Annotated in this window: 20 protein-coding genes; 12 read left to right on the forward strand and 8 right to left on the reverse strand. The window is 63.1% G+C overall.

Translation table 11 applies throughout. From position 1 onward, the window contains the following. The first annotated feature begins 59 nt into the window (after window positions 1–59). The 8 genes from AT302_RS12200 to AT302_RS12235 all read left to right on the forward strand — a co-directional run bounded on the left by AT302_RS12200 (window position 60) and on the right by AT302_RS12235 (window position 9283). Window positions 60–1031, forward strand: coding sequence for a vWA domain-containing protein (locus AT302_RS12200; RefSeq protein WP_322788734.1), 972 nt, complete (start codon window positions 60–62; stop codon window positions 1029–1031). Then, window positions 1021–2727 carry a vWA domain-containing protein gene (locus tag AT302_RS12205; RefSeq protein ID WP_064675076.1) on the forward strand — a complete coding sequence of 569 codons (1707 nt, stop codon included), beginning with the start codon at window positions 1021–1023 and terminating at the stop codon, window positions 2725–2727. Before AT302_RS12200 ends, AT302_RS12205 begins: the two co-directional genes overlap by 11 nt. Continuing rightward, window positions 2724–4094 (forward strand): BatD family protein, encoded by a 1371-nt coding sequence (locus AT302_RS12210; protein ID WP_058378679.1) that lies wholly within the window; start codon window positions 2724–2726, stop codon window positions 4092–4094. The genes AT302_RS12205 and AT302_RS12210 overlap by 4 nt, the downstream gene beginning before the upstream one ends. After that, window positions 4091–5347: a BamA/TamA family outer membrane protein gene (locus tag AT302_RS12215; protein WP_237172138.1), complete on the forward strand. Its 1257-nt coding sequence runs from the start codon at window positions 4091–4093 to the stop codon at window positions 5345–5347. Before AT302_RS12210 ends, AT302_RS12215 begins: the two co-directional genes overlap by 4 nt. Window positions 5348–5417: 70 nt before the next feature. Then, on the forward strand, window positions 5418–5978 hold the full coding sequence (locus tag AT302_RS12220; protein ID WP_157125776.1) for a hypothetical protein: 561 nt from the start codon (window positions 5418–5420) through the stop codon (window positions 5976–5978). After that, window positions 5975–7138: a hypothetical protein gene (locus AT302_RS12225; RefSeq protein WP_237172139.1), complete on the forward strand. Its 1164-nt coding sequence runs from the start codon at window positions 5975–5977 to the stop codon at window positions 7136–7138. The genes AT302_RS12220 and AT302_RS12225 overlap by 4 nt, the downstream gene beginning before the upstream one ends. A gap of 49 nt (window positions 7139–7187) precedes the next feature. Continuing rightward, entirely contained in the window at window positions 7188–8405 is a 1218-nt protein-coding gene (locus AT302_RS12230) for a BamA/TamA family outer membrane protein (RefSeq protein ID WP_084656185.1), read from the forward strand. 68 nt (window positions 8406–8473) lie between these two features. Continuing rightward, a complete protein-coding gene (locus AT302_RS12235) occupies window positions 8474–9283 on the forward strand; it encodes a hypothetical protein (protein ID WP_058378681.1) in 810 nt (269 codons plus the stop codon). Between the two features lie 52 nt (window positions 9284–9335). On the opposite strand, the gene argH is transcribed toward AT302_RS12235, so the two are convergent. After that, window positions 9336–10892 carry an argininosuccinate lyase gene (gene argH, locus AT302_RS12240; protein ID WP_058378682.1) on the reverse strand — a complete coding sequence of 519 codons (1557 nt, stop codon included), beginning with the start codon at window positions 10890–10892 and terminating at the stop codon, window positions 9336–9338. Window positions 10893–11065: 173 nt separating this feature from the next. Here argH and AT302_RS12245 point away from each other — a divergent pair, with 173 nt between their 5' ends. Next, window positions 11066–12004 carry a LysR substrate-binding domain-containing protein gene (locus AT302_RS12245; protein WP_058378683.1) on the forward strand — a complete coding sequence of 313 codons (939 nt, stop codon included), beginning with the start codon at window positions 11066–11068 and terminating at the stop codon, window positions 12002–12004. On the opposite strand, the gene AT302_RS27270 is transcribed toward AT302_RS12245, so the two are convergent. From AT302_RS27270 to nadC, 3 genes are all read right to left on the reverse strand, one after another. Further along, window positions 11903–12829: a phosphatase PAP2 family protein gene (locus tag AT302_RS27270; protein WP_157125777.1), complete on the reverse strand. Its 927-nt coding sequence runs from the start codon at window positions 12827–12829 to the stop codon at window positions 11903–11905. The genes AT302_RS12245 and AT302_RS27270 overlap by 102 nt on opposite strands. Before the next feature lie 273 nt (window positions 12830–13102). Beyond that, window positions 13103–14881, reverse strand: coding sequence for a phosphonate metabolism protein/1,5-bisphosphokinase (PRPP-forming) PhnN (phnN, locus tag AT302_RS12250; RefSeq protein WP_058378684.1), 1779 nt, complete (start codon window positions 14879–14881; stop codon window positions 13103–13105). A 16-nt stretch (window positions 14882–14897) separates the two neighbouring features. After that, complete coding sequence (gene nadC / locus AT302_RS12255; RefSeq protein WP_058378685.1) at window positions 14898–15731, reverse strand: carboxylating nicotinate-nucleotide diphosphorylase; 834 nt, start codon at window positions 15729–15731, stop codon at window positions 14898–14900. Between the two features lie 309 nt (window positions 15732–16040). Between nadC and AT302_RS12260 the strand changes: the two genes are divergently transcribed. Beyond that, a complete protein-coding gene (locus tag AT302_RS12260; protein WP_084656188.1) occupies window positions 16041–17357 on the forward strand; it encodes an MFS transporter in 1317 nt (438 codons plus the stop codon). A gap of 101 nt (window positions 17358–17458) precedes the next feature. On the opposite strand, the gene AT302_RS12265 is transcribed toward AT302_RS12260, so the two are convergent. The 4 genes from AT302_RS12265 to AT302_RS12280 form a co-directional block, all read right to left on the reverse strand. Continuing rightward, window positions 17459–18457, reverse strand: a complete 999-nt coding sequence (locus tag AT302_RS12265) for an XdhC family protein (RefSeq protein WP_058378686.1) — start codon at window positions 18455–18457, stop codon at window positions 17459–17461. A 32-nt stretch (window positions 18458–18489) separates the two neighbouring features. Then, on the reverse strand, window positions 18490–20907 hold the full coding sequence (locus AT302_RS12270) for a c-type cytochrome (protein ID WP_058378687.1): 2418 nt from the start codon (window positions 20905–20907) through the stop codon (window positions 18490–18492). Beyond that, the gene (locus AT302_RS12275; protein WP_058378688.1) at window positions 20891–21394 is read right to left on the reverse strand and encodes a (2Fe-2S)-binding protein; all 504 of its coding nucleotides are present in this window, start codon (window positions 21392–21394) and stop codon (window positions 20891–20893) included. Before AT302_RS12275 ends, AT302_RS12270 begins: the two co-directional genes overlap by 17 nt. Window positions 21395–21509: 115 nt before the next feature. Further along, a complete protein-coding gene (locus tag AT302_RS12280; protein ID WP_058378689.1) occupies window positions 21510–22679 on the reverse strand; it encodes an FAD-dependent monooxygenase in 1170 nt (389 codons plus the stop codon). A gap of 324 nt (window positions 22680–23003) precedes the next feature. On the opposite strand from AT302_RS12280, the gene AT302_RS12285 reads away from it, so the two are divergent. Together AT302_RS12285 and AT302_RS12290 are read left to right on the forward strand one after the other, a co-directional pair. Next, window positions 23004–23756, forward strand: coding sequence for a maleate cis-trans isomerase family protein (locus AT302_RS12285; protein WP_058378690.1), 753 nt, complete (start codon window positions 23004–23006; stop codon window positions 23754–23756). A gap of 48 nt (window positions 23757–23804) precedes the next feature. Further along, entirely contained in the window at window positions 23805–24647 is an 843-nt protein-coding gene (locus AT302_RS12290) for an alpha/beta fold hydrolase (protein WP_058378691.1), read from the forward strand. Window positions 24648–24665: the final 18 nt, after the last annotated feature.

A 24665-nucleotide genomic window follows, 5' to 3' on the forward strand; every position in this document is an offset into this window, starting at 1 on the left:
TACCGATATTGGTGGCGTGGCTAGTACCGCCGTTTCACACCGTCGCGTCAGCAATTCGCGTGCCATTTTTTCAGGAGATGGCGCAGGCCGCCGGCGAACGACCCGCGCCGGGCGGTATCCGTCTGCGGCGCAACTGGCTCCAGCGCATCTTGTTGTGCGTCGTCTGGGTGCTGGTCGTCGCCGCAGCGGCAAGACCCGTCTGGGTCGGTCCACCGATCACGCACGAAAGCCCGGCGCGGGACCTGATGCTGGCCATCGATCTTTCACAATCGATGTCCACGCCTGACTTCGTGAGCGCTTCAACGGGCGAACATACGGACCGGCTCACGGCCGTCAAGAACGTCGTCGCCGACTTCGTCAGCAAACGTGCGCGGGACCGGCTGGGGCTCATCGCATTCGGCGACGCCGCCTATCCGCAGGCGCCGTTGACGCTCGATCACGACAGCATCCGCATTCTCCTCGATCAGATGCAGATTGGCATGGCCGGGCCTCGCACGGCTATCGGTGACGCCATCGGGCTCGCCGTCAAGCTCATGGAGAAGTCCGCGGCACCTGAGAAGGTATTGATACTGCTGACGGACGGCAACGATACGGCCAGTCGCATCCCGCCCGAGCAAGCGGCGAGAATCGCCAAAACCCATCACGTCGTGATTCACACGATCGGCATTGGCGACGTCAATGCGACGGGGGAAGATCGTGTGGACCTCGCGGCGCTGCAACGTATCGCGAGCCTGACGGGCGGGCACGCCTATCAGGCGCTTGGGCGCGAGCAGGACCTTGCCGACGTCTATTCGCAGATCGATCGCCTCACACCGGAGCGCGTCAAGCGCGAAGTCTATCGGCCGCGCACGGAGTACTTCTGGATACCGATTGGGATCGCACTGCTGCTGATTGCCGGTTATCACGCGAGCGCGCTGGTCGTGGCAGCCATTCGCGCACGCGGGCGGGACAACGCAGCGGCGGCTCCGGAGGACGCCGCGTCGTCAGCGATGGCGGACAACGCATACGGTGGAGGCGTCAATGGAAATTGACCTGAGCGTCTTCCACTTCCTGCGGCCGTGGTGGCTCGTGCTTCTGGTGCCGGCGCTCATGCTGCCGTGGTTGTGGCGCCGCAGCCGCAACGTTCGATTGCAATGGCGACGATTCATTGCGCCGGAGTTGCTGGCGCATTTGATCGTCGGCGAAGCCCACCGACGCCGACTTCAACCCGTCGACACGATTGGCATCTTGCTGGGACTGGGGGCGCTGTGCGCCGCTGGCCCGACATGGGAACAGGTCCGCCCGCCGTTCGATCAGGATCTGGCACCCATGGTTGTCGTGCTGAGTCTGGCCAAGTCGATGGGCGCGACGGATATTGCGCCGTCCCGCCTCGATCGGGCGAAGACGAAGGTGCTGGACATCGCCCGATCGCGCAAAGGTGCACGGACCGGCCTGATCGTATTCGGTGGCTCGGCGCATCTGGTGGTGCCGCCGACCGACGATCTGGACATGCTGACGCTGTATGTGCCTGCGCTGTCTCCCGATCTGATGCCACATGACGGCAAACGCATGGATCTGGGGCTGGCCGAAGCAGAACGGCTGCTGGCTCACGAGACGACACCCGGGACGATCGTCTTCGTCAGCGATGGCATCGATCCGGCGGTGAGGGACACCTTTGTCGCCCGTGCCAAAGCGTCGAAGCACCAGTTGCTCTGGCTTGCCGTCGGCACACCGCAAGGCGGCGTGATTCGGCGCCCGGACGGCACCGCGGATAGCAACGACACCGGGCAGGCTGTTGCCACCGGACTGGATCAGCGGGGTATTCAGTCGCTGGCCAACGCCGCAGACATTCCGCTCGCAAGCTTGCGCGCCGACGAGGACGACGTGAGTTGGGTGAGACGTCGCGCGCAGGCCTTTTTGGCAGACGCCGAGGCAGCACAACGCGTGCCCGTGTGGCGGGAGAACGGTTTTTGGCTGATCGTCCCGCTCTTGCTGATCGTGCTGGGTTCGTTCCGGCGGGGATGGGCGGTGAAATGGTCAATCGTTGCGGCATTTCTGGTGGGCATGTCTTCAGGGCCCGAGGTGGTCAGGGCGGCGGATGCTACCGACGCCGTGCCGGCGAACACCACTGGCTGGCGCTGGATCGACGCGTTCGCCACCCATGATCAGCAAGGGCGCTGGTATTTCAGTCGCGGTGACTTCGCAACGGCCGCCGCGCGGTTCGACGATCTGATGTGGAAGGGCAGGGCGCAGTACGCCGCTGGCGCGTATGAAGATGCGCTCGCCACGTTCTCGGAGGCGCTGGCGCGCTCGCATTCCGCTGAAGCGGCGTTTTACGTAGGCAACACGCTGGCAAAGCTCGAAGACATCGAGGGTGCCATTCAGGCCTATCAACACGCGCTAGCGCTTCACCCGAACTGGCCGCCTGCGAAAAACAATCTCGCGTTGATGGAAACGCGCAAAAAGCAGAACGAGGACGCCGAGGACGAACCGCAAGCCAAGGTCAAAGCCGACGAGATTACGTTCGACAAGCCCAAGGGGAAGGGCATGACGGCGATGGTGGCGATGCCGACGTCCGAGGACATCTGGATGCGTGGGCTCAATACCTCGCCGGCCGTCTTCCTTCGACAACGATTCGCCGTAGAGGCGCAGCACCCGGCAGGCGTCCGGGACATCCGCGTTGAATCGGGCGCTGCACTGGCTGGCAGTGTAACGCCTGCCTCCAAGCCAACCGGGGAGGCGCGATGAGCCACATATTCCGTGTGCTCGTGTTGACCTTCGCCGCGTTGCTGGTGATACCGGTCTGTCGCGCACAGGAACCCCCGGGCACGATGATTCGGGCGCATCTCGAACCTGCCGGTCCGGTCGTTGCGGGCACACAAGTGAAGTTGGTCGTGGATGTGCTGACGACGACGTATTTCACCGATGCCCCGGATTGGCCACTGTTTGATATCCCCGGCGCGATCGTCACGTTACCGGATGAGCAAGCGCAAAACCTGACCGAGACGATCGATGGCCGGGAGTGGTTTGGCGTGAGCCGGACCTATCGGATTGCCCCGCAAGCCGGCCGCGCGTTCGATATTCCCCCAGTAGTCATTCATGTGACACCGAGTGGCGCGCCGGCGCCCGTGACCTTGACGACGCCGGGCTTGAAATTTGAAGCGACGGTCCCGCCCGGGGCTCAGGCGATGCGGGCGTTCTTCCCCACACACGGTCTGCATGTCTCGCAAACGCTTGACCCGGCGGGCGGCTCACTGCACGTCGGCGACACCGTCACACGAACGATCACTCAACGGGCAGACGGGACGGAGTCCATTCTGATTCCGCCTGCGCCACTGGGCGATGTCGATGGCCTGCAACGCTATCCCCAGCCGGCGAGTACGCAGGATGATTTGGGCACCGGGCGAAGCCTTGTCGCAGGGGAGCGCCGTGACAGCGCAATGTATGTCGTCAATCGCAGCGGCCGCTTCGAACTCCCTGCGATCACTGTCGAGTGGTGGAATCTGCGAACGCAGCAGATCGAGCGCGTTGACGTCCCGGCACTTCGAATCTCCGCGAGGGGGGCCGCCGATACACCGCTCTTCGCCATTCCTGCGGAAGTCGGCGCGAAAGCAACCCACAGGATTCTGGTGCTCGATCTCCGGGATCTGATTGCCCTCGGGACCGTGATTCTACTGCTGGTGGCTGTCGTCTGGTCATGGCCACGCCTTTACACGAAAGGACTTCGTGCCGTGCGTCATGTTCGGGCGATGTACGACGCGTGGCGCACGGGCGAACCGCATGCATGGCGGCAGCTACGACGCGCCGCCCGCTCGGCCCCTTGGCCGGGCGTGGTGACGGCTTTGTATCAGTGGTTCGATTCGACGGGTTCATCACCGGGGCAGGCGCAGCGCAAGCGCTGGTCTGGTCTTGGGGGGGACGATGCACTCGCCATTCGTACGCTCACGACAGCCACCGACATGCCTTATCGCCCCCGATCCCAGCCACTATCCGCAGTCGATGAACAACGCGCGCGCCGAGCGATTCGACGGCTGCGCGTCGAGTTGAAAAAATCACGGCGGACGCATGATTGCCGCCCCGCATTGCCACCGCTCTACCCGGGAGACGACGCGTGAGTGATGCGCCCAGCCTTATCGAAAAACTGAAACTGAACAACACGCCGCTCGTGCGCCAGACAGCGACGTTCGCGTTCCTGATGTTGGGCCTTGCGTCGCCAATGTCTGCCGTCGCAGACACCGCCGGCGAGCAGAAAGTCACGACAGACGATTCTGCCGGGAAGGCAGACGGCGAAACCAAACCCAAACCCGCCAAACGCAGCGTCGTTTGGCGAGATCCCGTCGACAACAAGATCGACGCCAGTGACTTCCTGCTGGACCACAAAGGCGCGCTACCGGTGCCGGTCGTCATTACTGAACCGGCCATCGGCTATGGCGGGGGCGTGATGTTGATGTTCTTCTCGGAGTCGATGGCCGAGGCTGCGGAGTCTGCCAAAACCACCGGAGAAATGGCACCGCCGAACATCACCGGCATCGGTGGTGCGATGACAGAAAACGGCACTTGGGGCGCGGGGCTGGTTCATTTCCACACGTGGGGAGGCGATGCCATCCGCTATCTCGGGGGGCTGGCCAAGGTCAACATGAAGACCGACTACTACGGGCTTAGCAACTCCGCACGCGCGTATCAGCTGAACGGATGGCTCACGGTGCAACAGTTGCTGTTCCGTATCGGGCATTCGCATTGGTACATCGGGCCGCGTTACACCTACTTTGATTCGAACACGCATTTCACCGGTCAGGTGGCGCAGGAACTCAATGTGCCGGACGTGGCCCGGCGTATCGGCAAGGTCGGCCTCGTCATCGACTACGACACGCGCGACAACATGTTTTTCCCGAATCGCGGCAGTTACGCCGAACTTGAACTTCAGGCCGCGAGACCTTGGGCGGGCAGCTCGCAGTCGTTCGAAACCTACAACGGCCGGGGCTACACGTGGTTGCCGATATCTCACACGTGGGTGCTTGGACTGCGACTGGACGGCCGGCTCTCCAGCGGCGACGTGCCGTTTTATGAGCAGCCCTACGTCAAGTTGCGCGGCGTGCAGCAGGGGCGCTATCAGGACCGCAATGCCGCAATGGTTGAGGCTGAGCTGCGCTGGAATGCCACGCCACGCTGGTCGCTGCTGGGTTTCACCGGTGCGGGCCGCGCGTGGGGACGATGGAAATCGTTCTCGGAAGCGGATGCCGTGGTGAGTGTGGGCGCAGGCGTGCGCTATCTGATTGCACGGAAGTTGGGGCTGGCCGTGGGCATCGACGTGGCTCACAGCAAAGGCGAGAACGCTTTTTATATTCAGGTCGGCAGTGCGTGGCACTGACACGCATCCGCTATTCAGAGGAGGGCACATGGCACGTAGCGCCCCAAGCTTTGATCAGACGACGCAACACTTGCTCAGCGACGCCGCTGCACGCGCCGGTGCGGAATATGGTCACGATGCGACCGCATTGCTCGATCACTTCATTCTGGCCGCCTATGACATTACCCATGGCGTGCACAGCGCGAAGGTGTATCTGAAGCTGTTGGCGGGCGCGGGCGTCGCCGGACTCCCGAGCGAAAGCACCGTGCAGCGCGCGATTACGCGCATGCGTTCAAAGCTGAAACAGCACGGCCCGGCATCGGCGGCTGCCACCGGCGCCGCAGCGACCGTCCCAACGGGCTCGGCTTTCGTGTCGGAGGATGTGGTGCGGCATCTCGCCAAGGCGATGGCATTACTGAGCACCAATATCTTCGATGCCGGCGATTTCGATTTGCCTCACCGCTCCGACGTCGTGTCGAAGACAGATGACCACAGTGTGGTCGAACGCCTCGAACTCGAGATCCATTCGTTGCGAATGCAGGTGGAAGGATTGCGGGCTCAACTCATGGCGGCGCGGATGGCGTTGGCGCAGCTGCTCAATAGCGGCCTCCCGTCGACATCAAGCGACAGATTCCGGGGAACACGGCTTTGACGCCGCCGACGCGGGCGACGCGCGTAGCGGGCGCTGAATCACCGGTCGCCGGGTGGCAACGTGTGGCGTCGCGGGCGCTTGCCGCCGTCGCGCTCGGGACCGTGTGTGCCAGCGCATCTGGCTGGACCGCAGGCGGCACCGGTGCCACGGTCGTCGCGCCGACACCGGCTGTCGGTGCAGATGGCACTGAATTGCCGGTGAGCGAGCGGCACGGGTGGTATCGCGGCATTGTTGGGCCGACCGGTGTGCCCGCGTCTCCCTCAAGTCCGAGCGTTGATCTGAGCGTTCCCGATGCTACGGCCGAAACCAAACCTGCGAGGCAATGGGATCGTGCGTTGCCGTTCTTCGCCCAACGGGTGATCGACCGGGGCTACGACCTGCCCAACCCTTACGACGTCGGGTACTCGTACTTCAACGGCACGCAGCGGTATCAGTTGTCGAACCTGATGGTCGGCGCCAATGGCAACGGCCTGCGGTCGGCAGATTTCGTGCAATTCGATCAGTCGCGCATTCGCAGCGAGTCGAATCAATTTCAGTTCGGCGCGTGGCTGTTCCCGTTCATGAACGTCTACGGCATTTTTGGCAATGTGCGCGGGCATGGCGATATCGGCATCAGCTTTTCTTCGCTCACCGCGCTGGAACAGTTCTTCGGCATCAACGTGGGGTGTGGCGGGCGACGGCCCGGGCCCGAATGCAGCAAGTCCATTCGGTTGCCGACGCAGCAGGCGAATTACAGCGGCACCACTTATGGCGCGGGTTTCACCTTGGTGGGAACGTACGGCAACCTGTTCTTCTCGCTGCCGGTGACCTACACCGTATCGAACATTTCGATGTCGGACAGCAGCATCCAGTCCTGGAACATCTCGCCGCGCATCGGGTGGAACGTGCACCTTGGGGGTTTCGGGATTCTCACGCCCTACATCGGCGCCACATGGTTTCGTACGCGCGCCACCATTACGGGGCACTTCGATATTCCGATCGATGCCGCCGGTGGACAAACCCAACGGCTCGACTATCAGATCGACGAATCGGTGGTCGGTGCATGGAGCGGCGTCGTGGGTGTGAGTTGGGCGGCAAGCAAGCGCTTCGGGCTGCTCGCGGAGATCGGCTACGGGTACAACCGCAGCGACGTGATTCTCACCGCGTTCCTGCGGTTCTGAGGTGCCGATGCCGGAATCGACTGGATCGAACCGAGTGAGACGCCCGCGAATGCCGTGGCGTACGGCGAGCCGATGGGGCAGCGGCGCGCTGGTGGTGTGGTCAGCCTTGACGGGCGCTGCGCAGGCGGCTGAAGCCGACGCCACAACGACTTCTGGCGACACGTCGTCTGCTTCGTCCCCGGCGTCGTCGACGGCCACTGAGCAGGCAGGATGGCTCGACCGGTTGCTGGCGAAGCTGGGGGCAGCGGACAAAGTCGACGTGAGCCACGGCATGGATTGGGGTGTCATGCCCGGTCCGTTTTACAACCCCGAGATGGGGTTCGGCATTGGCGCGGCCGCCGTCGGGTTATATCGGGCCCCGGGTGCGCTGGAGAGCACGCAACTCTCCACACTGACCCTGCATGGATTTCTCACGACTACCGGGGCCGTCGGCATCGGTGCGGACAATACAACGTTTTTCGGCGACGACAGTCACCGGTTTGTCTTCGCCGGGGCGCTCGTGAATATGCCGACCCAGTATTGGGGCGTTGGATATACACGGGCGAGCGACGACGCGAACCGGGAGAAGTACACCAAGCGCAGTGTCTTCGTTCAGCCGAAATTCTTGTGGCGAATCGTGCCGAAAACGTACGTCGGCATCGGGCTAGACGCGCATTATTACGCGGCCGCCAATCGCGACAAGGGCGACGCGAGTGCATTTCTCAGCGACCCCGGAGGCCCCTATGTGCGCAGCATCGGCGTGAGCGCCAATTTTTCGTATGACACACGCGACTTCCTGCCCAATCCGTACAAGGGACAGGCGTTCATCATGACCGGGACGGTCTACCGGCGCGCCTTCGGCAGCAGCACGGCGTTCGAGTCGCTGGAATGGTCTTACGACCACTACACGCGCTTTCGCGAGCGCGACGTGCTCGCGCTCGATGTCTACGGCAAGTTCAGCTGGGGCGACGTGCCGTGGAGCATGATGCCGACCTTCGGCGACGGCAAGAGGATGCGGGGCTACTTCCTTGGCCAGTACCGCGATCGCAACATGCTCACCGTGCAGTTGGAATATCGCGCGCATCTGGTCGGCCGGCACGGCATGGTCGTGTGGGCAGGCACGGGCGCCATCGCCAACCAGCCCGGTGATCTGACATCAGCCCATTGGCTGCCCAACGCTGGTGTGGGCTATCGGTTCGAGTTCAAGCCACGCGTCAATGTGCGCTTCGATGTCGGTTTTGGCAAAGGCACACGTGGGGCGTATTTCCAGATTAACGAGGCGTTCTAGATGGGTTGACGGCGCCTCGACGTGGACGGATTTCCTACTGTGATGATTGATATTTTCGGGAGAATGCGATGACAGCAGCACCGAATCGTGGTGGCCGGTTCCGAAAGGCGGTGTCCGCCAGTGTCTTGGCCATGTGCTCTGCGTTGGCCGGGGCGCAAACGTCCGCAGAGGATACGAATAAGAGCAATAATCCGCTCAATCTCGCGCCCTCGTTCAACGTGCAGAACTTCTACACGCCGTCCATCTTTGGCACCGACGGGCACACGAACGACTTTCTGTTGCGGCCTACCGTACCGTTCGGTCCGAACGGGCTGGTGCCGGTCCCGCAGATTCTTCGCGCCACGATACCGATCAGCACACGCCCGGACCCGAACGGGGGCTACAAGACAGGGCTGGGGGATATCAATCTCTTCGATATTCTGTTGTTGAATCCGGGAGCCTCTACCGAGATTGGCGTCGGGCCGTTGGTCACCATGCCTACGGCGACTGACAAGACGCTAGGCACCGGCAAGTGGCAAGCCGGGTTAGCCGCTGTCGCAATCAATGCCAGCAAGCAACGCCTTTTGGGGGCGTTGATCCAGTGGCAACACTCGTTCGCCGGCCAGTCGGACCGCCCGACAGTTCAGTCGCTGACCGCGCAACCGGTCGTGATCTGGAATCTGCCGGAGGGCTGGTATCTGCGCTCCACGGGCACATGGACGTTCGATCTCCAGCACGGCAACTACTACATCCCTGTGGGTTTCGGTGCGGGCAAGGCATGGAAGGCGGGGAAGACCATCTTCAATGCCTTCATCGAGCCGCAGTACTCCGTGGCGCATTCCGGCAACGTGCCGAAATGGCAAATCTTCGCCGGACTGAATATGACGTTCGGCCATTGATTCGGGCGTTTCGCCCCGGCGGTGCATCAGCCGCCGGGCGAAGACGGTGCGCTTAGTTTGTGCCGGTAATGCCTGCGACAGCAACATCCAGTCGTTGCCCGGCCGACGACAGTGCCGACGTGCGTTGAGACAGGTGCGCCTGCTCCTGATCCAGTTCCTTGCGAGCCTGCGCAATCATGCGTTTCACAGACGCCGGGGCAGGGCCGCCGATGCCATCCCGGCGGGCCACATTTCGGACCGGGTCCAACGCGTCGCGCACTGAGGCTTCAGAGATACGAACCGTGTGGCCAAGTTGCTGCTCGGCGGCGCGCCTGACCATGTCGACGGTGATCTGGTCGGCGCTCAAATTTGCCTGAATGGCCGAATCCACCACTTTCGCTACGATTTCATGCGCGTCGCGGAAGTCGATGCCCGAGTCGCGCACGATCGCGTCGGCCAGATCCGTCATCGTCGAATAGTTCTTGGCCGCGTCACGCAACATCTGCGCCTTGTTCACGTGCAGCGATTGCACGACACCTGTCATCGCCCGCGTCGCAGCGATCATGCCGTCGATGGAGCGCGGTTCCAGCGCAACGCGCGCCACGCTGTGTTGATACTCGATGCCATTGAGCGACACCAGAATGGACGTCAACGCGCCGACGCTATTCGCGGCGATGGCCCGGGTGCGCTCGATAGAATCCGGATTCTTCTTCTGCGGCATGATGCTGCTGATGCCCGCGTAAGCGGAATCGAGCTCCGCCAACCGGTACTCGTCCGTCGTCCAAAGCTGGATTTCAGAACCGAGTCGTCCGAGGTCGCTCAGGTAGATCGCGTTATCGGCAGCGAATTCCGTAATGTGATCCCAGCCGGCGGTGCCTTCGATCGTATCGACGACGAGGCTGTCGAAGCCGAGAAGACTGGCCGTGCGCTCACGATCCAGCGGCCAACCGGTGCCTGCGGAGGCCGCTGCGCCAAGTGGGCTCTGGTTCATGCGGACATAGAGCTCCTCGTACCGGTCGATGTCCTTTTTCAAGGCTTCCGACAGCGCCATCAAGTAGTGGCCAAGGGTAATCGGTTGCGCTTCCTTTCGGTGGGTGTAGACCACCATCACCGTGTCGATGTTGTCTTCGGCTTTATCAATGACGGCGGTACGCAAGGCAATCAATGCTGTGACCGTCCGGTTGATCTGGTCGCGATAGAACATGCGATTCACCGTGTTCGCGAGGTCGTTGCGGCTGCGTCCCGTATGCATGCGGCCTGCCACGGAACCGATCTCCTTCACGAGCGCGGCCTCGTAGGGCAGGTAGGTGCGCAGGCTGGCGTCGTCTCGCGCCCGCGCATCGATGGTGTCGAGGCCGGTGAGGATCTTGCGCGCATCGTCCCGGCTGATGATCCCTTTCTCCGCGAGCATGACGACGTGCGCGCGGTGCACCCGAACCTCATAGGGAAAGGTGGCGTCCGGCAGCGTCTTCGCGGCCGAGTCGAAGTCATAGAGCGCTTGAAAACCCGGCGCCTTGGGCACCGACGTTCTGCCGATGCGGCTGGCATCGGGCGTCTGTGCGTGTGCGGCCCATGAAAGGCAAAGCACGGCGGCGGTGACGAGACGCAAAGCGAAAGGTGTACGGTTCATCGATTTTCTTTTTGAGTTAAGTACGGGTGAACTGACCATGGTTGCGTTTGTCTCCAGTCAGTGCGCTGGCACGGCAGTTCAGTGCTGGCTTGCGGTATTCTTCCGCATATCAACCGGCTGAAATAGCGATACTTTCTCCACCATTGGTTAAGTTTTGCTATACCAATTCGTCCATGAACACTTTGCCGAAACACCTGCCGCCGCTGCCTGCACTGAAAGCCTTCGAAGCGGTCGCCCGTCTTGGCAGCGTCAGCCGGGCCGCAGATGAGTTGCACGTCACCAAGGGCGCCGTGAGCCAGCAGATCAAGGCGCTGGAGCTAGACATCGGTGGCACGCTCTTGCGACGTGGCACCCGGGATCAGAAGGCGGAACCGACCGAACTCGGCGCCGCGTTTCTCGAGTCGGTGCAGCGCTCATTGGGGTTGCTGGAGATTGCGTGCCGGGAAACGCGGCTGGCGGCAAGTGGCCATCAGCGGCGGCGCCTTTCCCTTTCGGCCAATGCGTCGTTCAGCGCGCTTTGGCTGGTGCCGCGTATCGGGCGCTTCATGGACCAACGGCCCGACATCGACATCGAGGTGCATCTCCACACGAACCAGAACCCCAGTTGGAAAACGCGCGATATCGATCTTGCATTTCTGCATATCAATGACCGGGGTTCGCGCGTTGCGCAACCGGACGACGTGCCGTTAGTAGGCGAGACCGTCGTTCCGGTTTGCAGCCCGTCGCTGGTCGCCAGATCCCGGTACGACGATCCGGCGTTGTTCACGCGTCATCGACTGATTGCCGAGGACCATGCGGCCAGCCCGGAGACGTCGTGGAACGCGTGGCTGGATCGCATGGGGGTTGCGATTGGCGCTTCGCGAGAGCCGCTGATCCTGCATGGCATGGGGGCTGTCGTGTCAGCCGCGGTGTCGGGCGCCGGCATTGCGCTAGGCCGCTCGCCGCTGATCGACGAGGAGGTCGCCGCACGTCGGTTGGTGGTTCTCGTGCCGGATCTCAGGCTGGTGGGCTCATGGCGCTATGTCATGCGGCGGCATCCGGCGCGGGCGCCGGATGAGGCGGTGATGGCATTCGTCGAGTTCTGCTGCAACGAAGCCACGCCGTCGCGCTAGCCGGCCAATCGCAATCACGGCAACCGCGAGCAGAATACCCGCGAATACATCCACCAGATAATGCCCGCCCCGGCTAGGCGTCGCGATCAGCATCAACAGATTCAGCCCTGCCCAATAATGAAATCGACGTGTACGCCGTAGCGAATAGGTGATGAGAACGGCAGTGGCGGCGTGAAAGGATGGTAGCGCAATCAATCCCTGCCTTGGAATCGCAGCGAAACCGGGGAACGCGCCTTCTCGCAACAGGCGAAAGTCGGAGTACCACGCAGCGCCCCCGATATCTGCAATGTCGTAGTGCAGGAACAGGCTGGCAGCGGGGATAGGCAGGGAAATCAACACACACAATACGGCCGCAACCATGATGTTGATGACGAACTCGGGCAATCGATCGGCGTCTCGGTAATAGCCCAGAAGCACGGGAATGAGCAGTAACTGCACCCAGAAACTCGCGTACGCCAATATGAACAAGAATTCGATCATCGGGTGCGAATGCACCCATCGATAGTGCGCCAGCCAGTCGAAGCCGAAAAGCCTGTCGAGTGCCATCAGTCGCTCGTCAACCAGCGGTGCGCCGACAGTCACTGAAAGGTACTGAAGCACGTCGGCGGCAAAGAAGAAGCATTGCAGCACGGCAAACCACGCAAGTCCACGGGCCAATTCCCGGCATCGCAGCTTTTCGGCATAAGGTGAAAACCGGGCGGTGTGCGAGATGCGGAAGAGGGCGGCCGCCACGAGCAACAGACAGGACATGGCCATGCCGATTCGCGCGACGAGCGTCGGCGATAACGACAACTTCAACTGATAAATCCACACCAGATCCAGCAAGGCCAGTGCAGCAGTGAAAACCCACGCGGCAACATACAACCTGGCGCTGGACGGTCGCGAGCGATGGGTGATCGGGTCACGCCGCCGAAACCGGGAGGTAGGAGCGTGCTCGACGTCAGATGGGAAGTGCCTCACTGCCAAGTCCCCCGTTATACGAGGCGAAGACCTGCCGTTGACGATCCGAATGACTTCAGTTGGCCATTTTATTTAGGGACGCGAGATTGTCAACGCGGCGCAGGACGCTCGTCAAAGCGCCAGCCCGGTTACGTCAAGTCATTGAAGCACGATGCCGCTCACGTCTTGTGCACGCGCAGCCGCTGCGGCCAATCGTTGGGGATCATTACCGTGGACACGCAGCAATGCGTCACCGGCTCGCACCGATTGCCCCGTGGCGCAAAGCAGATCGACACCCGCGCCCATGTCGGTGGGTCCGCCAGCGTCGCGGGCAATGCCGGAGACTTCCCAGCCATCAATGGAAGCCACTACGCCGTCTGCCTGTGCAACGATGTCGACGAACGAAGCAGCGGGCATGGCGAAATCTTTTCGGCCTTGCGCATCGACAATGCGCTCGAAGGCGCGTCGCGCTTCGCCGCTCGCCAGCAGTTGTTCTGCGGTGGCGTGCGCCTTCACAAGATCACCGCCCAGTGCCGGATGCCACGACAGAATGCGGGCCGCAAACGTCAACGCCTTGGCGCGCAGATCCTTGGGGGCAGTCGCATCGTTGTCGAGCACCTGTAGCACGTCGCGCAGTTCCAGCGCAGGGCCGATGCCGCGGCCGATCGGTGCGCGTCCGTCGGTGGCGAACGCCTGCACGGTCATGCCCAACGCCGCGCCCACACGTTCAAAGAGTGCGCCCAACTTTCGCGCTTGCGCCTCATCCGTCATCTTCGCTTGCGGCCCCCAAGGGAGGTCGACGACGACATGCGTGGAGCCTGCGCAGAACTTCTTCGACAGAATCGACGCCACCGACCAGCGGCGAGTATCGAGCCTGAGCGGCCGCACCATCGCGTTGGTCACGTCGTCAACGCGCGAATGATTGAGCCGGCCGTTCCATACGATGCAGCCACCGGCTTGCTCGACGGCGGCACGTACCTCCGCGGCATCGAGATCCACCCGCGCCGCCGCTTCCATGGCGTCGGCAGTCCCGGCGGCAGAAGTGATGGCGCGTGATGATGTTTTCGGCATGCAAAGTCCGTACGCGACGACGAGCGGCACGACGATCAGCGTGATGCGACTGCCGGGCACACCGCCCATGGAATGCTTGTCGACGACCATCGGCCGCCCCCAGTCGATGCGAGGCATCAACCGCGTTCGCGCCCGGGTGAGCGCAACGATCTCGTCATCGTCGATGTGCTCGATCAACAATCGCAGCAGCGCCTCGCCCTCATCCGGGGCGTAACGGTCATACATCAGATCGTCGAGCAGTTGTCCCCACGAGGCTTCATTGAGCGATACCCCCGTACGCTTGGCGTCAGCCAATTCGCGACTTTTTGGTGGCTGCGCACAGGCCTGCAACGCAGCGGTGAAGCGCGCGATGCCGACGTCGCTCGTGCTGTCGTTCGACACACGCACGAGCGGCACGCCGGCGGGATAAGCCGTCACGGTGCGAGCCAGCCGTGCAGCGATCTGTTCGGGTGTTTCGCGCCCGCGTCCTGCGATGCGCGCGGCGAGAACTTCCACCGGCGCGCTGACTTCCACAATAACCAGCCGCTGCACACGGCCGATGAGTTTGGGCAGGATGGCCCGCGAGCCATTGGCGACGACATGGCGGCCTTGCGCTAATACGTCACGCAAGCTGGCATCGAGCCCGTAATGCAGCCCGTGGGCTTGCCAGGTCACCAGAAACGCGCCCGCAGCATCACGTGCGGCGAACTCGGCCTCGGTGACACCGATGTGGGCTTCCCCCGGGGCATCGTCAGCGCGCGTGATGGTGCGCGTCGCGAAGACGAAGCGGCCGCCATCGGTCAGGCACGTGCGTGCGCCGTCGATCAGCGTATCCTTGCCGGCCCCGCTGGGGCCGACCACGAAGAAGAATATCCCGGGGAGCGTCATCGTCGATATCCCTTGATCAGGCGTCGTCCAGACCGATATCGACGGCCGGGGCCGATTGCATGATCTTGCTCGTCGAGATGTAGTCGACGCCGGTTTCGGCGATCGGACGAATCGTCTCCAGACGAATGCCGCCCGAAGCCTCGACCTTGCACTTCCCGCCAATCATCGCAACCGCCTTCTTCATGTCTTCAACCGACATGTTGTCGAGCATGATGACGTCTACGTCGGTCTCCAGTGCTTCAGCGACCTGATCGAGACGATCGCATTCGACTTCCACCTTGGTCAGCATCGGCACGAGTTTTCGTGCGCGCGCCACGGCGGCCGTGATACTGCCGGAGACGGCGATGTGGTTGTCTTTGATCATCACGCCGTTATCCAGCCCCAGACGGTGGTTCAGCCCGCCGCCGCAGCTCACCGCATGCTTTTCCAGCATGCGCAGGCCGGGCGTCGTCTTGCGGCTGTCGAGCAGCCGAGCGCGCGTGCCTTCGATGGCAGCTACGTAGCGGGCCGTCTCGTTGGCGATGCCGCTCATGCGCTGCACGATGTTCAGTGCGGTGCGCTCCGCCGTGAGAATGCTGCGGGCATTGCCGGACACATGCAGCAAAATGGCACCCTTCGGGGCGTGCTGCCCGTCGCGCACCTTCACGTCGACCTTGAGCGTCGGGTCGTATCGCAGGAAAATTTGTGCCGCAACGTCGATGCCGGCAACGATCACCGGCTCGCGGGCATTCATCACGAAGGCACCCGTAGCAGATTCGTCGATCATCGTCTGCGCCGTGAGGTCGCAATAGCCGATGTCTTCGGTAAGCCAAAGGTCGATCAGGCGGTCAACAGCAAAACGGTCGTACATGGCAGCTCCTCGGTCAGAACTCGGAAGGGTTGATTCGTAGCGTACACACTTAATATTTGCGCTTCAAGGAAAACAATTCCATTCCACGGTAGAGGAAAACCCTAGGGCTAGGATGCGACGTTATACGTCCGCCTTTGTGGGGCTTTGAGCGGCGCGTTGAAGGGCATTGCGCAGGTGTGTTTAGGCACTTATTTTTCTAGCGCATACGCTTTTTATTCATGCTATACATCCGTCAGTGCCGAGCGCACACGCCCGAATTCTCACCGGGCGGACGATCCACCCAGACTCTTACGCTACCCGGGAATCGCCATGTCCTCTCTCTCTACGCCAGACCTGGTCACGCAGGCGGCCTCGTCGAACACCGACGCCGATGCGCTGTACCGCAAGGTCACGGTGCGCCTGATCACGTTTTTCTGCCTGTGCTATTTCGCCGCCTATCTCGACCGCATCAATGTCGGGCTGGCCAAATTGCAGATGCTCAGTGCGCTGCAATTCAGCGACACCGTTTATGGCCTCGGGGCCGGTTTGTTCTTCGCCGGCTACATCCTCTTTGAGGTGCCCAGTAATCTGATCCTTCAGAAGGTGGGTGCCAAACTGTGGATTGCCCGCATCATGATCACGTGGGGCCTGATCTCGGGGGCGACCGCGTTTGTCACCACGCCCACGCAGTTCTACGTGCTGCGCTTCCTGCTCGGCGTCGCCGAGGCAGGCTTTTTGCCCGGCGTGTTGTTGTATCTGACGCGCTGGTATCCCGATGAACGCCGCGCGCGCATCATCGCGCTGTTCATGGTGGGCTTGCCGCTGTCCAGCATGATCGGCAGCCCGTTGTCGGGCTGGATCATGCAGATGTTCGACGGCGCGCACGGTTTCGGCGGCTGGCAGTGGCTGTTCGTCATCGAGGCCATTCCGTCGGTCGTGCTCGGGGTGGCGATCTTCATGTATCTGCCGAACGACATTGCGTCGACCCGATGGCTCACACCGCAGGAGAAGACGGTGCTGCTTGCCAATCTCGACAAGGACGCCGGCGTTCACAAGCGCCACAACCTGGGTGCGGCGTTCACCGATCTGAAGGTTTGGATTCTCGGGCTGGTCGACTTGTGCGTGCTGCTCGGCTTGTACGGCGTGAGCTTCTGGTTGCCGACGATCCTGAAGGACACGGGCGTGCGCGACACGTACACGATCGGCTGGCTGATGGCCATTCCGAATGCGCTCGCCGTTGTCGGCGTGCTGGTGTGGGGCGCGCGCTCGGATCGTCTGCGAGAACGCCGCTGGCACATCGTGCTGCCGTTCCTGCTGTCGGCGGTGGCCATGTTCATCTTCGCGAGTGGTAACCATGGCACGGCAATGACGGTGGTGCTGTTCTCGCTGATCAATCTGGGCGCAGCGGCCGCCATGCCGGTGGTGTGGGCGTTGCCGTCGACCTTCCTGAAGGGATCGGCGGCAGCGGCAGGGATTGCATTTGCCTGCTCGCTGGCCAATCTCGGCGGCTTCTTCAGCACGTACTTCATTGGCTGGCTTCGCGACACGTTCCATTCGCAGTCGGCCGGTATTTACGGTTTTGGCGTCTGCATGGTGATTGGCTGCGCACTCGCGCTGTCGTATCCGAAACACGTGGTCAATCGTTGAGCGTAGCGCGGGCGCCGCACGGTGCCCGCATCGCGATACAGGAAAGCAAAAAGCCGGCAAAAGCCGGCTTTTTTTCGCGTTACTGATCGCGATCGGTTAGCTTACCCGGCGAGCGCCTTGCCCGCCTGCACGTCCATCAACGACATGACGGGCAAGCGGTGCCGGCGTGCCGTCAATTCCGCGGCAATCGCCACGGCAATTTCCGGCGGCGTGCGCCCGCCCAAGTGCAGCCCCACAGGGCCCCGTAGACGCGCAAGTGCGGTTTGTGTCACGCCAAAGAGTTGCAGCCGCTCGCGACGCTTGTCGTTGTTTCTGCGTGAGCCGATGGCGCCGACGTAAAACGCGGGCGACATGAGGGCTTCCATCAGCGCAAGGTCATCGAGCTTGGGGTCGTGCGTGAGTGCAACGACCGCCATGCGCGCGTCGGGACGCATGCCGATGACGGTATCGTCCGGCATGGTGCGCACCAGCGTGACGCCCGGCATGTGCCAACCGTCCCGGTATTCCTCGCGCGGATCGCAGACCGTGACGGCGTAGTCGAGCGTGAGTGCAATGTTGGCGACGTACTGGGTCAGCTGCCCTGCGCCGATAAGCAGTAGCCGCCATGTTGGGCCGTGTGTGGTAACGAGCGTTGACTCGTCGAACACGCAAGCGTCGCCGTCGACGTGCTCGGCGAGCGGCGTCAGCGTGACCCGTCCCGTGGCCATGTCGAGCGCGCGGCGCATGGCGCGGCCGTTGCAAATCGCTTCAATAAGACCGGGCAGGGCGCTGGCGCTGGACAGCGTTTCGCGCACCAGCCGCATCGTGCCGCCGCAGGGCAGGCCGAAGCGATGGGCTTCGTCCGCGCTGACGCCGTACTCGACGAGTTCGGGGATCGATCCCGGTGGTCCGTCGCGCTGCAAACGATCGATCAGATCGTCTTCTATGCAGCCGCCCGACACGGAGCCGACAAGCCGGCCGTCATCGCGAATCGCCAGCATGGCACCCGGCGGTCGCGGCGACGAGCCCCATGTCGCGACGACGGTGAACAATTGCACGCCGCGCCCCTGCGATAGCCAGCGTGAAGCAGTATCGAGAACTTCGCGATCGACGCTATGCATGGGCGGGGGCTCCTTAGCGGGTCAGTGGCGGGTCAGTGAGATGGGGCAGTGCGGGCGCGCGCCGCCGCGGCGTCAAGGTCTCGCCACGCGGGCTGGTCAGGCGCATAGCGTGCGCGGATATACGACGCGAGCTCGGCCATCTGCCGGTCGTCGAATGCCTCGCGAAAACCCGGCATGTAGCCGAGCGCTTCGGTAGCGGGCTGGTCGATGCCATTCATCAGGACATGCATGAGGTTGTCGGGCTTGGCCTGACTCACGCTCGTGTTGAGCCCCATGAGCGGGCGCACGCCAAAGTGCCCGACGCCGCCCGACTCGGTATGACAGACGGCGCATGCCGCCTCGAAGGTGCGTCGGCCATTCTCCATGCCCAGCGTTGTAGCGAGATCGACGCCGTTGGCGCGTTGCCGCGCAAGGTCGGCGACCTGCGATGCATCCGTCTGTGGTGAGAGCGAGGCGATGTAATGCGCGATCGCCCGGACATCCGTTTCGGGCAGTGCAGCGAGGCCGGACACAACAGGTGCCATCGGCCCGGCGGCAACCCCGTGTTCGGGCGAGAAGCCGGTTCGCAGGTAGTCGAACAAGGCAGCTTCCGTCCACGGCACCGGCGCGTCGGGGGATGCCACGAGCGGCGGCGCGCGCCAGCCTTCGGCCTCGCCACCGCGCAAATACAGCTTCTCGCGCTCGGCGCCGAGCATGTTGCGCGGCGTGTGACAGGCACCGCAATGGCCCGCGCCGTCGACGAGATAGCGGCCGCGATTCCATAGCGTCGATTGCGCAGGATCGGGGCGGTATTCGGCCGTGTCGTGATACAGCCAGTTCCAACCGGCCACCAGACGCCGCTGGTTGAGCGGGAACGGCAGCGCAGTCTTCGGCGGTGTATTGGCGACGGCGGGCTGCGACATCAGATAGGCGTACAGGGCGAGCATGTCGGGCTCGCTCATCTTTGCGAACGCAGTGTACGGGAAGGCCGGGTACAGATGAGAGCCGTCGCGCGAAATGCCTTCACGCATCGCGCGCGCGAACGCGGCGTAAGACCACCGCCCGATGCCGGTGTCTGTGTCCGGGGTGAGGTTGGTCGAGTAGACGGTGCCGAATGGCGTCTCGAGTGCGAGGCCGCCTGCATTGACGGCGCCGCCCGCAGCCGTATGGCAGACGGCACAGTCGCCAGCCAACGCGACCTGACGGCCGCGCTCAAGCGTTGCGCTGGACCATAGCGTGTTGTCCGCCGCAGCAATCGGCGCAAGCGCGGGCGCACCGGGCAACATGGCACACGCCAGTCCGATCAATCCGCCAACCACGCCGCCAATTCCTCCACCTGCTAGCCAACGGCGCCAGCGGGCAGGGCGACGCTGATTGGCGGGGGCATTTTCCGGTAGCACGTTCGCGTCGCGAAGTGCATTGCGCAGACTTGCCGGATCGAAGGGTGGCCGGCGCAGCCGAACGCCGGTGGCATCGAACAACGCGTTGGCGATCGCGGCGGCGGCCGGTGCCGCAGAGCGCGCCAGACGCTCGGCGTCGAGGCTTGAAAGGGTGTGGGAAGTGTCTGCGCTGTCGGGCGCAGTGCTGGCCTGCGTCAAAGCGCGTTGGAGTGCGAGCGCCATGGCGGTCTGTCTGTCGCCCGCACTGCCGGTTTCATCATGCGTCGGGACGGCATCCCACGCCATGCCCAATGCACGCTGCATCGCGTCGGTGATCTGCCATGCAGGCAGGCCGCCAACCTCGGGCGCTGCGCCGGGCTCACCGGTGGCCTGACCGGCGACCACGCGGCGAATGGCGATTTCACCCGACTGCGGATTGACGTCGAGATCGACGACCCACGCCGACCAAGTGTCCGGGGCGGCGCCTTCGTCAGTGCTCGATGCCTCGCCATCGAAAGCGAAACCCCGTCCGCGTTGCCAGCCGGTGGGCGCGCCGATGGCGTCGGCCCGCTCCGGCAACCCCCACGCAGCACGTTGCGCGACCATGCGAATCACTTCGCGGGGGCCGGCGTCGCGCTCGGGGTCGAGATGGTATAGCCGGTAGCCGACCGGGTCCTGATCAGCTTCGGCCGCCACTTCATCCATGAACGATTCGCGTGCGAACGTATGGGCTTGCGGCGGAATGCGGTGACCCGCGTCGCTCACCTGCACCGCACTGGCGTCTAGGCGATACAACTGCGGCGGTAGCGCGGCGGCTTCTTGCGACGGCCGCACGGGAAGCGCCGCGTCGCCGGGTGCGATGTCGCTGCCCACGTCGGCGCGATAGCGCCACGTGCGGAGTGTGCCGTCAGTGCGGGTCTGGGCCGCCACATCGAGATGGGCGACAGCATCGCCGTCCCGTGTGGGCCAGCCGTAGGTGGCATGCGGCCCGTCGCTCGGCGGCGATGTTGCTGGGTCAGCCTCGCTCAGCGCGGCACCACGGGAGCTGCCCTCAAGCGCGCGATGGCGCGCATCGTCATCGAACCGGGTCATGTCGCAGATATTGCGCCGCGCGGTGCACGGCCTTGACGATTTCGTAGTGCGTGCCGCACCGGCACAGGTTGAATCGCAGCGCGTCGTGTATCGCGGCGTCGTCGGGCATCGGGTTACGGTCGAGCAACGCCTTGGTGCTCATGATCATGCCGTTCAGGCAATAACCGCACTGGGCCGCCTGCTCGTCGATGAACGCGCGCTGGATGGGGTGCAGATCGTCGGCGCTGCCCAAGCCTTCGAGCGTGGTGACCTCCCGTTCGCGTGCCACGCTCACGGGTACTACGCACGAGCGGGTGGGCTGGCCATCGACCAGTACCGTGCAGGCGCCGCACTGACCCAACCCGCAGCCATACTTGGGGCCGTTAAGCGCAAGATCATTGCGCAACACGTAGAGCAGTGGCGTATCGGGCGTGGCGTCGGCCACGGTGTGGTGTGCGCCGTTTACGCACAGCGCGATGGGTCCTGCTACAGAATTCGGTACAGCCATGGGCAGGCTCGCAGACGAAGAATCGGGGTGACGTCATCCGGTCCGCATACGGCGCATACATCGGACGCGTCGGACACATCACCCCGCAGGTTCATGCAAGTCCCGTGCCCGGCACTCAGGCGGCGGCCGTCAACGGCGGCGCCACCGTAAGCGACGAGGCGGGAACGAGGGGAATCTCGAACACATCGTAGCCGAATACCCAAGCAGGATCCTCATTGGTGCGCAGCCACGTATTGTTGTGGGACACACGCTGCACCTCGGAGGCGCGCGCCGCGCGATTCGCTTCGTAAAGCGCAAAGGCGTTGCCGTAGTCCGTCACGCCCACTTCGTCGAGGCAGCGCGTGAGCATCGCGGCGTCCTCGATGGCCATTGCGGCACCTTGTGCCATGTGCGGCTTCATGGGGTGGCAGGCGTCGCCAAGCAACACCAGACGGCCACGACTCCACATCGGCAACGGGTCGCGCTCCAGCAGCGGCCATTTGGTGATCGTCGGCGAGACTTCGATCAGGTGCTGCACGTCGGCGTGATAACCGGCAAACGCTTCGAGCATCTCCTCGCGGCTGCTCGGCAGCATCGAAACGCCCTCCGGCCATTCCTTCTGCGGCACACCGGTCACGTAGTAATACTCGTCCTTCTTCTCGGTCACGTAGTAGACCATCATGTGGCGATCTTCAGACCACCACTTCACGCACATGTCGTAAGGCTTGTTGGCCAGCAACGATGCCGGGAACACAGCGCGGTGTGCCACATAGCCCGTGTAGCGCGGGGGTTCGGCGCCGAGCAGATGCTCGCGAATCTTCGAATTGACGCCGTCCGCACCGATCAGGATGTCGGCCGTCTCGGTAGTGCCGTCCGTGAAGGTCAGGCGCACCTCATTGCCCGTGTCTTCCACCGATTGCAGGCATTTGCCGAAGCGGATCGTGCCGGGGGCGATGGCCTGCGTCATCAATGCATGAAAGTCGCCACGGTGCACGGTCAGGTAGGTCGCGCCATAAGTCTTCAGCGCAAAGTCACCCAACGGAATCTGCGACAGCGCTTCGGCCGTCTTCCAGTCACGGCTGTACCAGAAGTCAGGGTGCGAGCCCATCACGTTCAGCGCATCTTCGATACCCAGGCGACGCATGATTTTCATCACGTTGGGCCCAAGGTGAATGCCGGCGCCCAAGCGGGAGAAGGCGGGTGCCTGCTCGTACAGCGCGACGTCGTAGCCGCTGCGTTCCAACAGACCGGCTGCGGCCGTGCCGCCCAAGCCGGCGCCAATGATGGCGATGCGTGGTTTGCTCATGGAGGCTCCTGATCGTACGCCCGGCATGGTCGGGGACAAGAGAGATGTCCGGGCTGGTTGAGTTCGGTGATTCGTAGCGTACACACGATAATTTTCAATCGCAAGAGAAAAAATACTGTCTCCGTGTTTACCCGAAATCAAATGACTGGTTTTCTTTTTCAGTAAGGGATTTCGCGGAATTTCCCGGTTTCGCAATGATTTTGTCTCGTGTTGCGAAAATCAAATGTGTGCGCTAGAGTTTCTCGCACCTAGACCATTTATCGTGTGTGCACGACAAATTTGCCGCACGCCAATCAGGTCGCCACCCCTCGGGAGAATGCCCTTATGAGCAAGCGCTACCGCATCGGCCAGATCGTGCCGAGTTCGAACACCACCATGGAAACCGAGATCCCCGCGATGCTGCGGCTGCGCGAGACGATCCGGCCGGAACGGTTCACGTTCCACTCAAGCCGGATGCGTATGAAAAAGGTCGTGAAGGAAGAGCTTGCTGCGATGGATGCCGAGTCGGATCGCTGCGCCCTCGAACTGAGCGATGCGCGCGTCGACGTGCTTGGCTACGCGTGCCTCGTCGCGATCATGGCGATGGGACACGGCTATCACCGCATCTCGCAGAAGCGACTGACCGAGCAGACCATTGCCAATGGCGGCGCAGCGCCGGTACTCACCAGCGCAGGGGCGCTTGTGGATGCACTGCGCGTGATTGGTGCCAAGCGCATCGTGGTGGTCGCGCCATACATGGTGCCGCTGACCGAACTCGTGGTGGACTACATCCGCAACGAGGGCTTTGACGTGATTGCCTACCGTGCGCTGGAAATCCCCGACAACCTCGACGTCGGCCGCCACGATCCGAGCCGCCTGCCGGATATCGTCAAGACGTTGCCTTACCAGGACGCCGACGCGATCGTCTTGTCGGCGTGCGTGCAAATGCCTTCGCTGCCCGCCGTTGCACAGGTTGAGGCCATGACGGGCAAGCCGGTGATCACCGCCGCCATCGCCACGACCTACGCGATGCTGCGTGAGCTGGATCTCGAGCCGATCGTGCCGGGGGCGGGGGCGCTGTTGTCCGGCGCGTACTGAGCCGCTGCCTTTCTTGTTCGACGTCCCGATCACCCCGGAGTCTGTTTTATGCCCTCGACTTTTCAGTACGGCGCCAATGTCGCCGCCAACGGCATTCGTCAGCATTACCTGCGCTACGGCGGCGTGCACGGCGCTCGTGCGGCGCGCCCGGCCATCGTGCTCATTCCCGGCATCACTAGTCCCGCTGTGACGTGGGGCTTCGTCGGCGAAGTGCTCGGCCGGGAGTTCGATACCTATGTGCTCGATGTGCGCGGACGCGGTCTGTCGAGTGCCTCCCCTGAACTGGACTACAGCCTCGACGCGCAAGCCGACGACGTTGTGGCACTGATCGCTGCGCTCAAGCTGGACCGAGCGATCCTCGTTGGTCATTCGATGGGGGCGCGCATCGCCGCACGTGCCGCAATGCGAGAGCCGCGCGGTTTAGTGTCGGTGGTGCTGATCGATCCGCCGGTGTCCGGTCCGGGCCGTCGAGAGTACCCCGGCAAGCTGCCGTGGTACGTCGACTCGATGGCACTCGCCCGCGCCGGTACGGATGCTGAGGGCATGCGCGCGTTCTGCCCCACATGGACCGAAGACGAGCGCACGCTGCGTGCCGAATGGCTGCATACGTGTGACGAGCGTGCCGTGCTGGCGTCATACGAAGGTTTCCACACGGATGACTTCCACGCCGATGCCGCGCGCCTGCAAGTGCCGTCTTTGTTGATCACGGCGCAAAACGGCGACGTAGTGCGCGACGACGATGTGGCCGAGTTGCAGCAGGCCACGCCGACGATGCGTCACGTGCGCGTGCCCAACGCCGGGCACATGATTCCTTGGGACAACGCGGCCGGCTTCTACGCCGCGTTTGGCGATTTCCTCGGGGCAACGCTCGGCGGTCCGGTCAGCGCCTGACGTCATACAGAAACAGGA

Origin of the sequence: Pandoraea norimbergensis (assembly GCF_001465545.3) — a bacterium.
Lineage (GTDB): Bacteria > Pseudomonadota > Gammaproteobacteria > Burkholderiales > Burkholderiaceae > Pandoraea > Pandoraea norimbergensis.

Bases quoted from the DNA above. Each gene is read 5' to 3' on its own strand.
- AT302_RS12205 (WP_064675076.1), top strand. From the start codon at position 1,021: ATGGAAATTGACCTGAGCGTCTTCCACTTCCTGCGGCCGTGGTGGCTC.
- AT302_RS12210 (WP_058378679.1), top strand. From the start codon at position 2,724: ATGAGCCACATATTCCGTGTGCTCGTGTTGACCTTCGCCGCGTTGCTG.
- AT302_RS12230 (WP_084656185.1), top strand. From the start codon at position 7,188: ATGCCGTGGCGTACGGCGAGCCGATGGGGCAGCGGCGCGCTGGTGGTG.
- AT302_RS12235 (WP_058378681.1), top strand. From the start codon at position 8,474: ATGACAGCAGCACCGAATCGTGGTGGCCGGTTCCGAAAGGCGGTGTCC.
- argH (WP_058378682.1), bottom strand. From the start codon at position 10,892: ATGAACCGTACACCTTTCGCTTTGCGTCTCGTCACCGCCGCCGTGCTT.
- AT302_RS12245 (WP_058378683.1), top strand. From the start codon at position 11,066: ATGAACACTTTGCCGAAACACCTGCCGCCGCTGCCTGCACTGAAAGCC.
- phnN (WP_058378684.1), bottom strand. From the start codon at position 14,881: ATGACGCTCCCCGGGATATTCTTCTTCGTGGTCGGCCCCAGCGGGGCC.
- nadC (WP_058378685.1), bottom strand. From the start codon at position 15,731: ATGTACGACCGTTTTGCTGTTGACCGCCTGATCGACCTTTGGCTTACC.
- AT302_RS12260 (WP_084656188.1), top strand. From the start codon at position 16,041: ATGTCCTCTCTCTCTACGCCAGACCTGGTCACGCAGGCGGCCTCGTCG.
- AT302_RS12265 (WP_058378686.1), bottom strand. From the start codon at position 18,457: ATGCATAGCGTCGATCGCGAAGTTCTCGATACTGCTTCACGCTGGCTA.
- AT302_RS12270 (WP_058378687.1), bottom strand. From the start codon at position 20,907: ATGACCCGGTTCGATGACGATGCGCGCCATCGCGCGCTTGAGGGCAGC.
- AT302_RS12275 (WP_058378688.1), bottom strand. From the start codon at position 21,394: ATGGCTGTACCGAATTCTGTAGCAGGACCCATCGCGCTGTGCGTAAAC.
- AT302_RS12280 (WP_058378689.1), bottom strand. From the start codon at position 22,679: ATGAGCAAACCACGCATCGCCATCATTGGCGCCGGCTTGGGCGGCACG.
- AT302_RS12285 (WP_058378690.1), top strand. From the start codon at position 23,004: ATGAGCAAGCGCTACCGCATCGGCCAGATCGTGCCGAGTTCGAACACC.
- AT302_RS12290 (WP_058378691.1), top strand. From the start codon at position 23,805: ATGCCCTCGACTTTTCAGTACGGCGCCAATGTCGCCGCCAACGGCATT.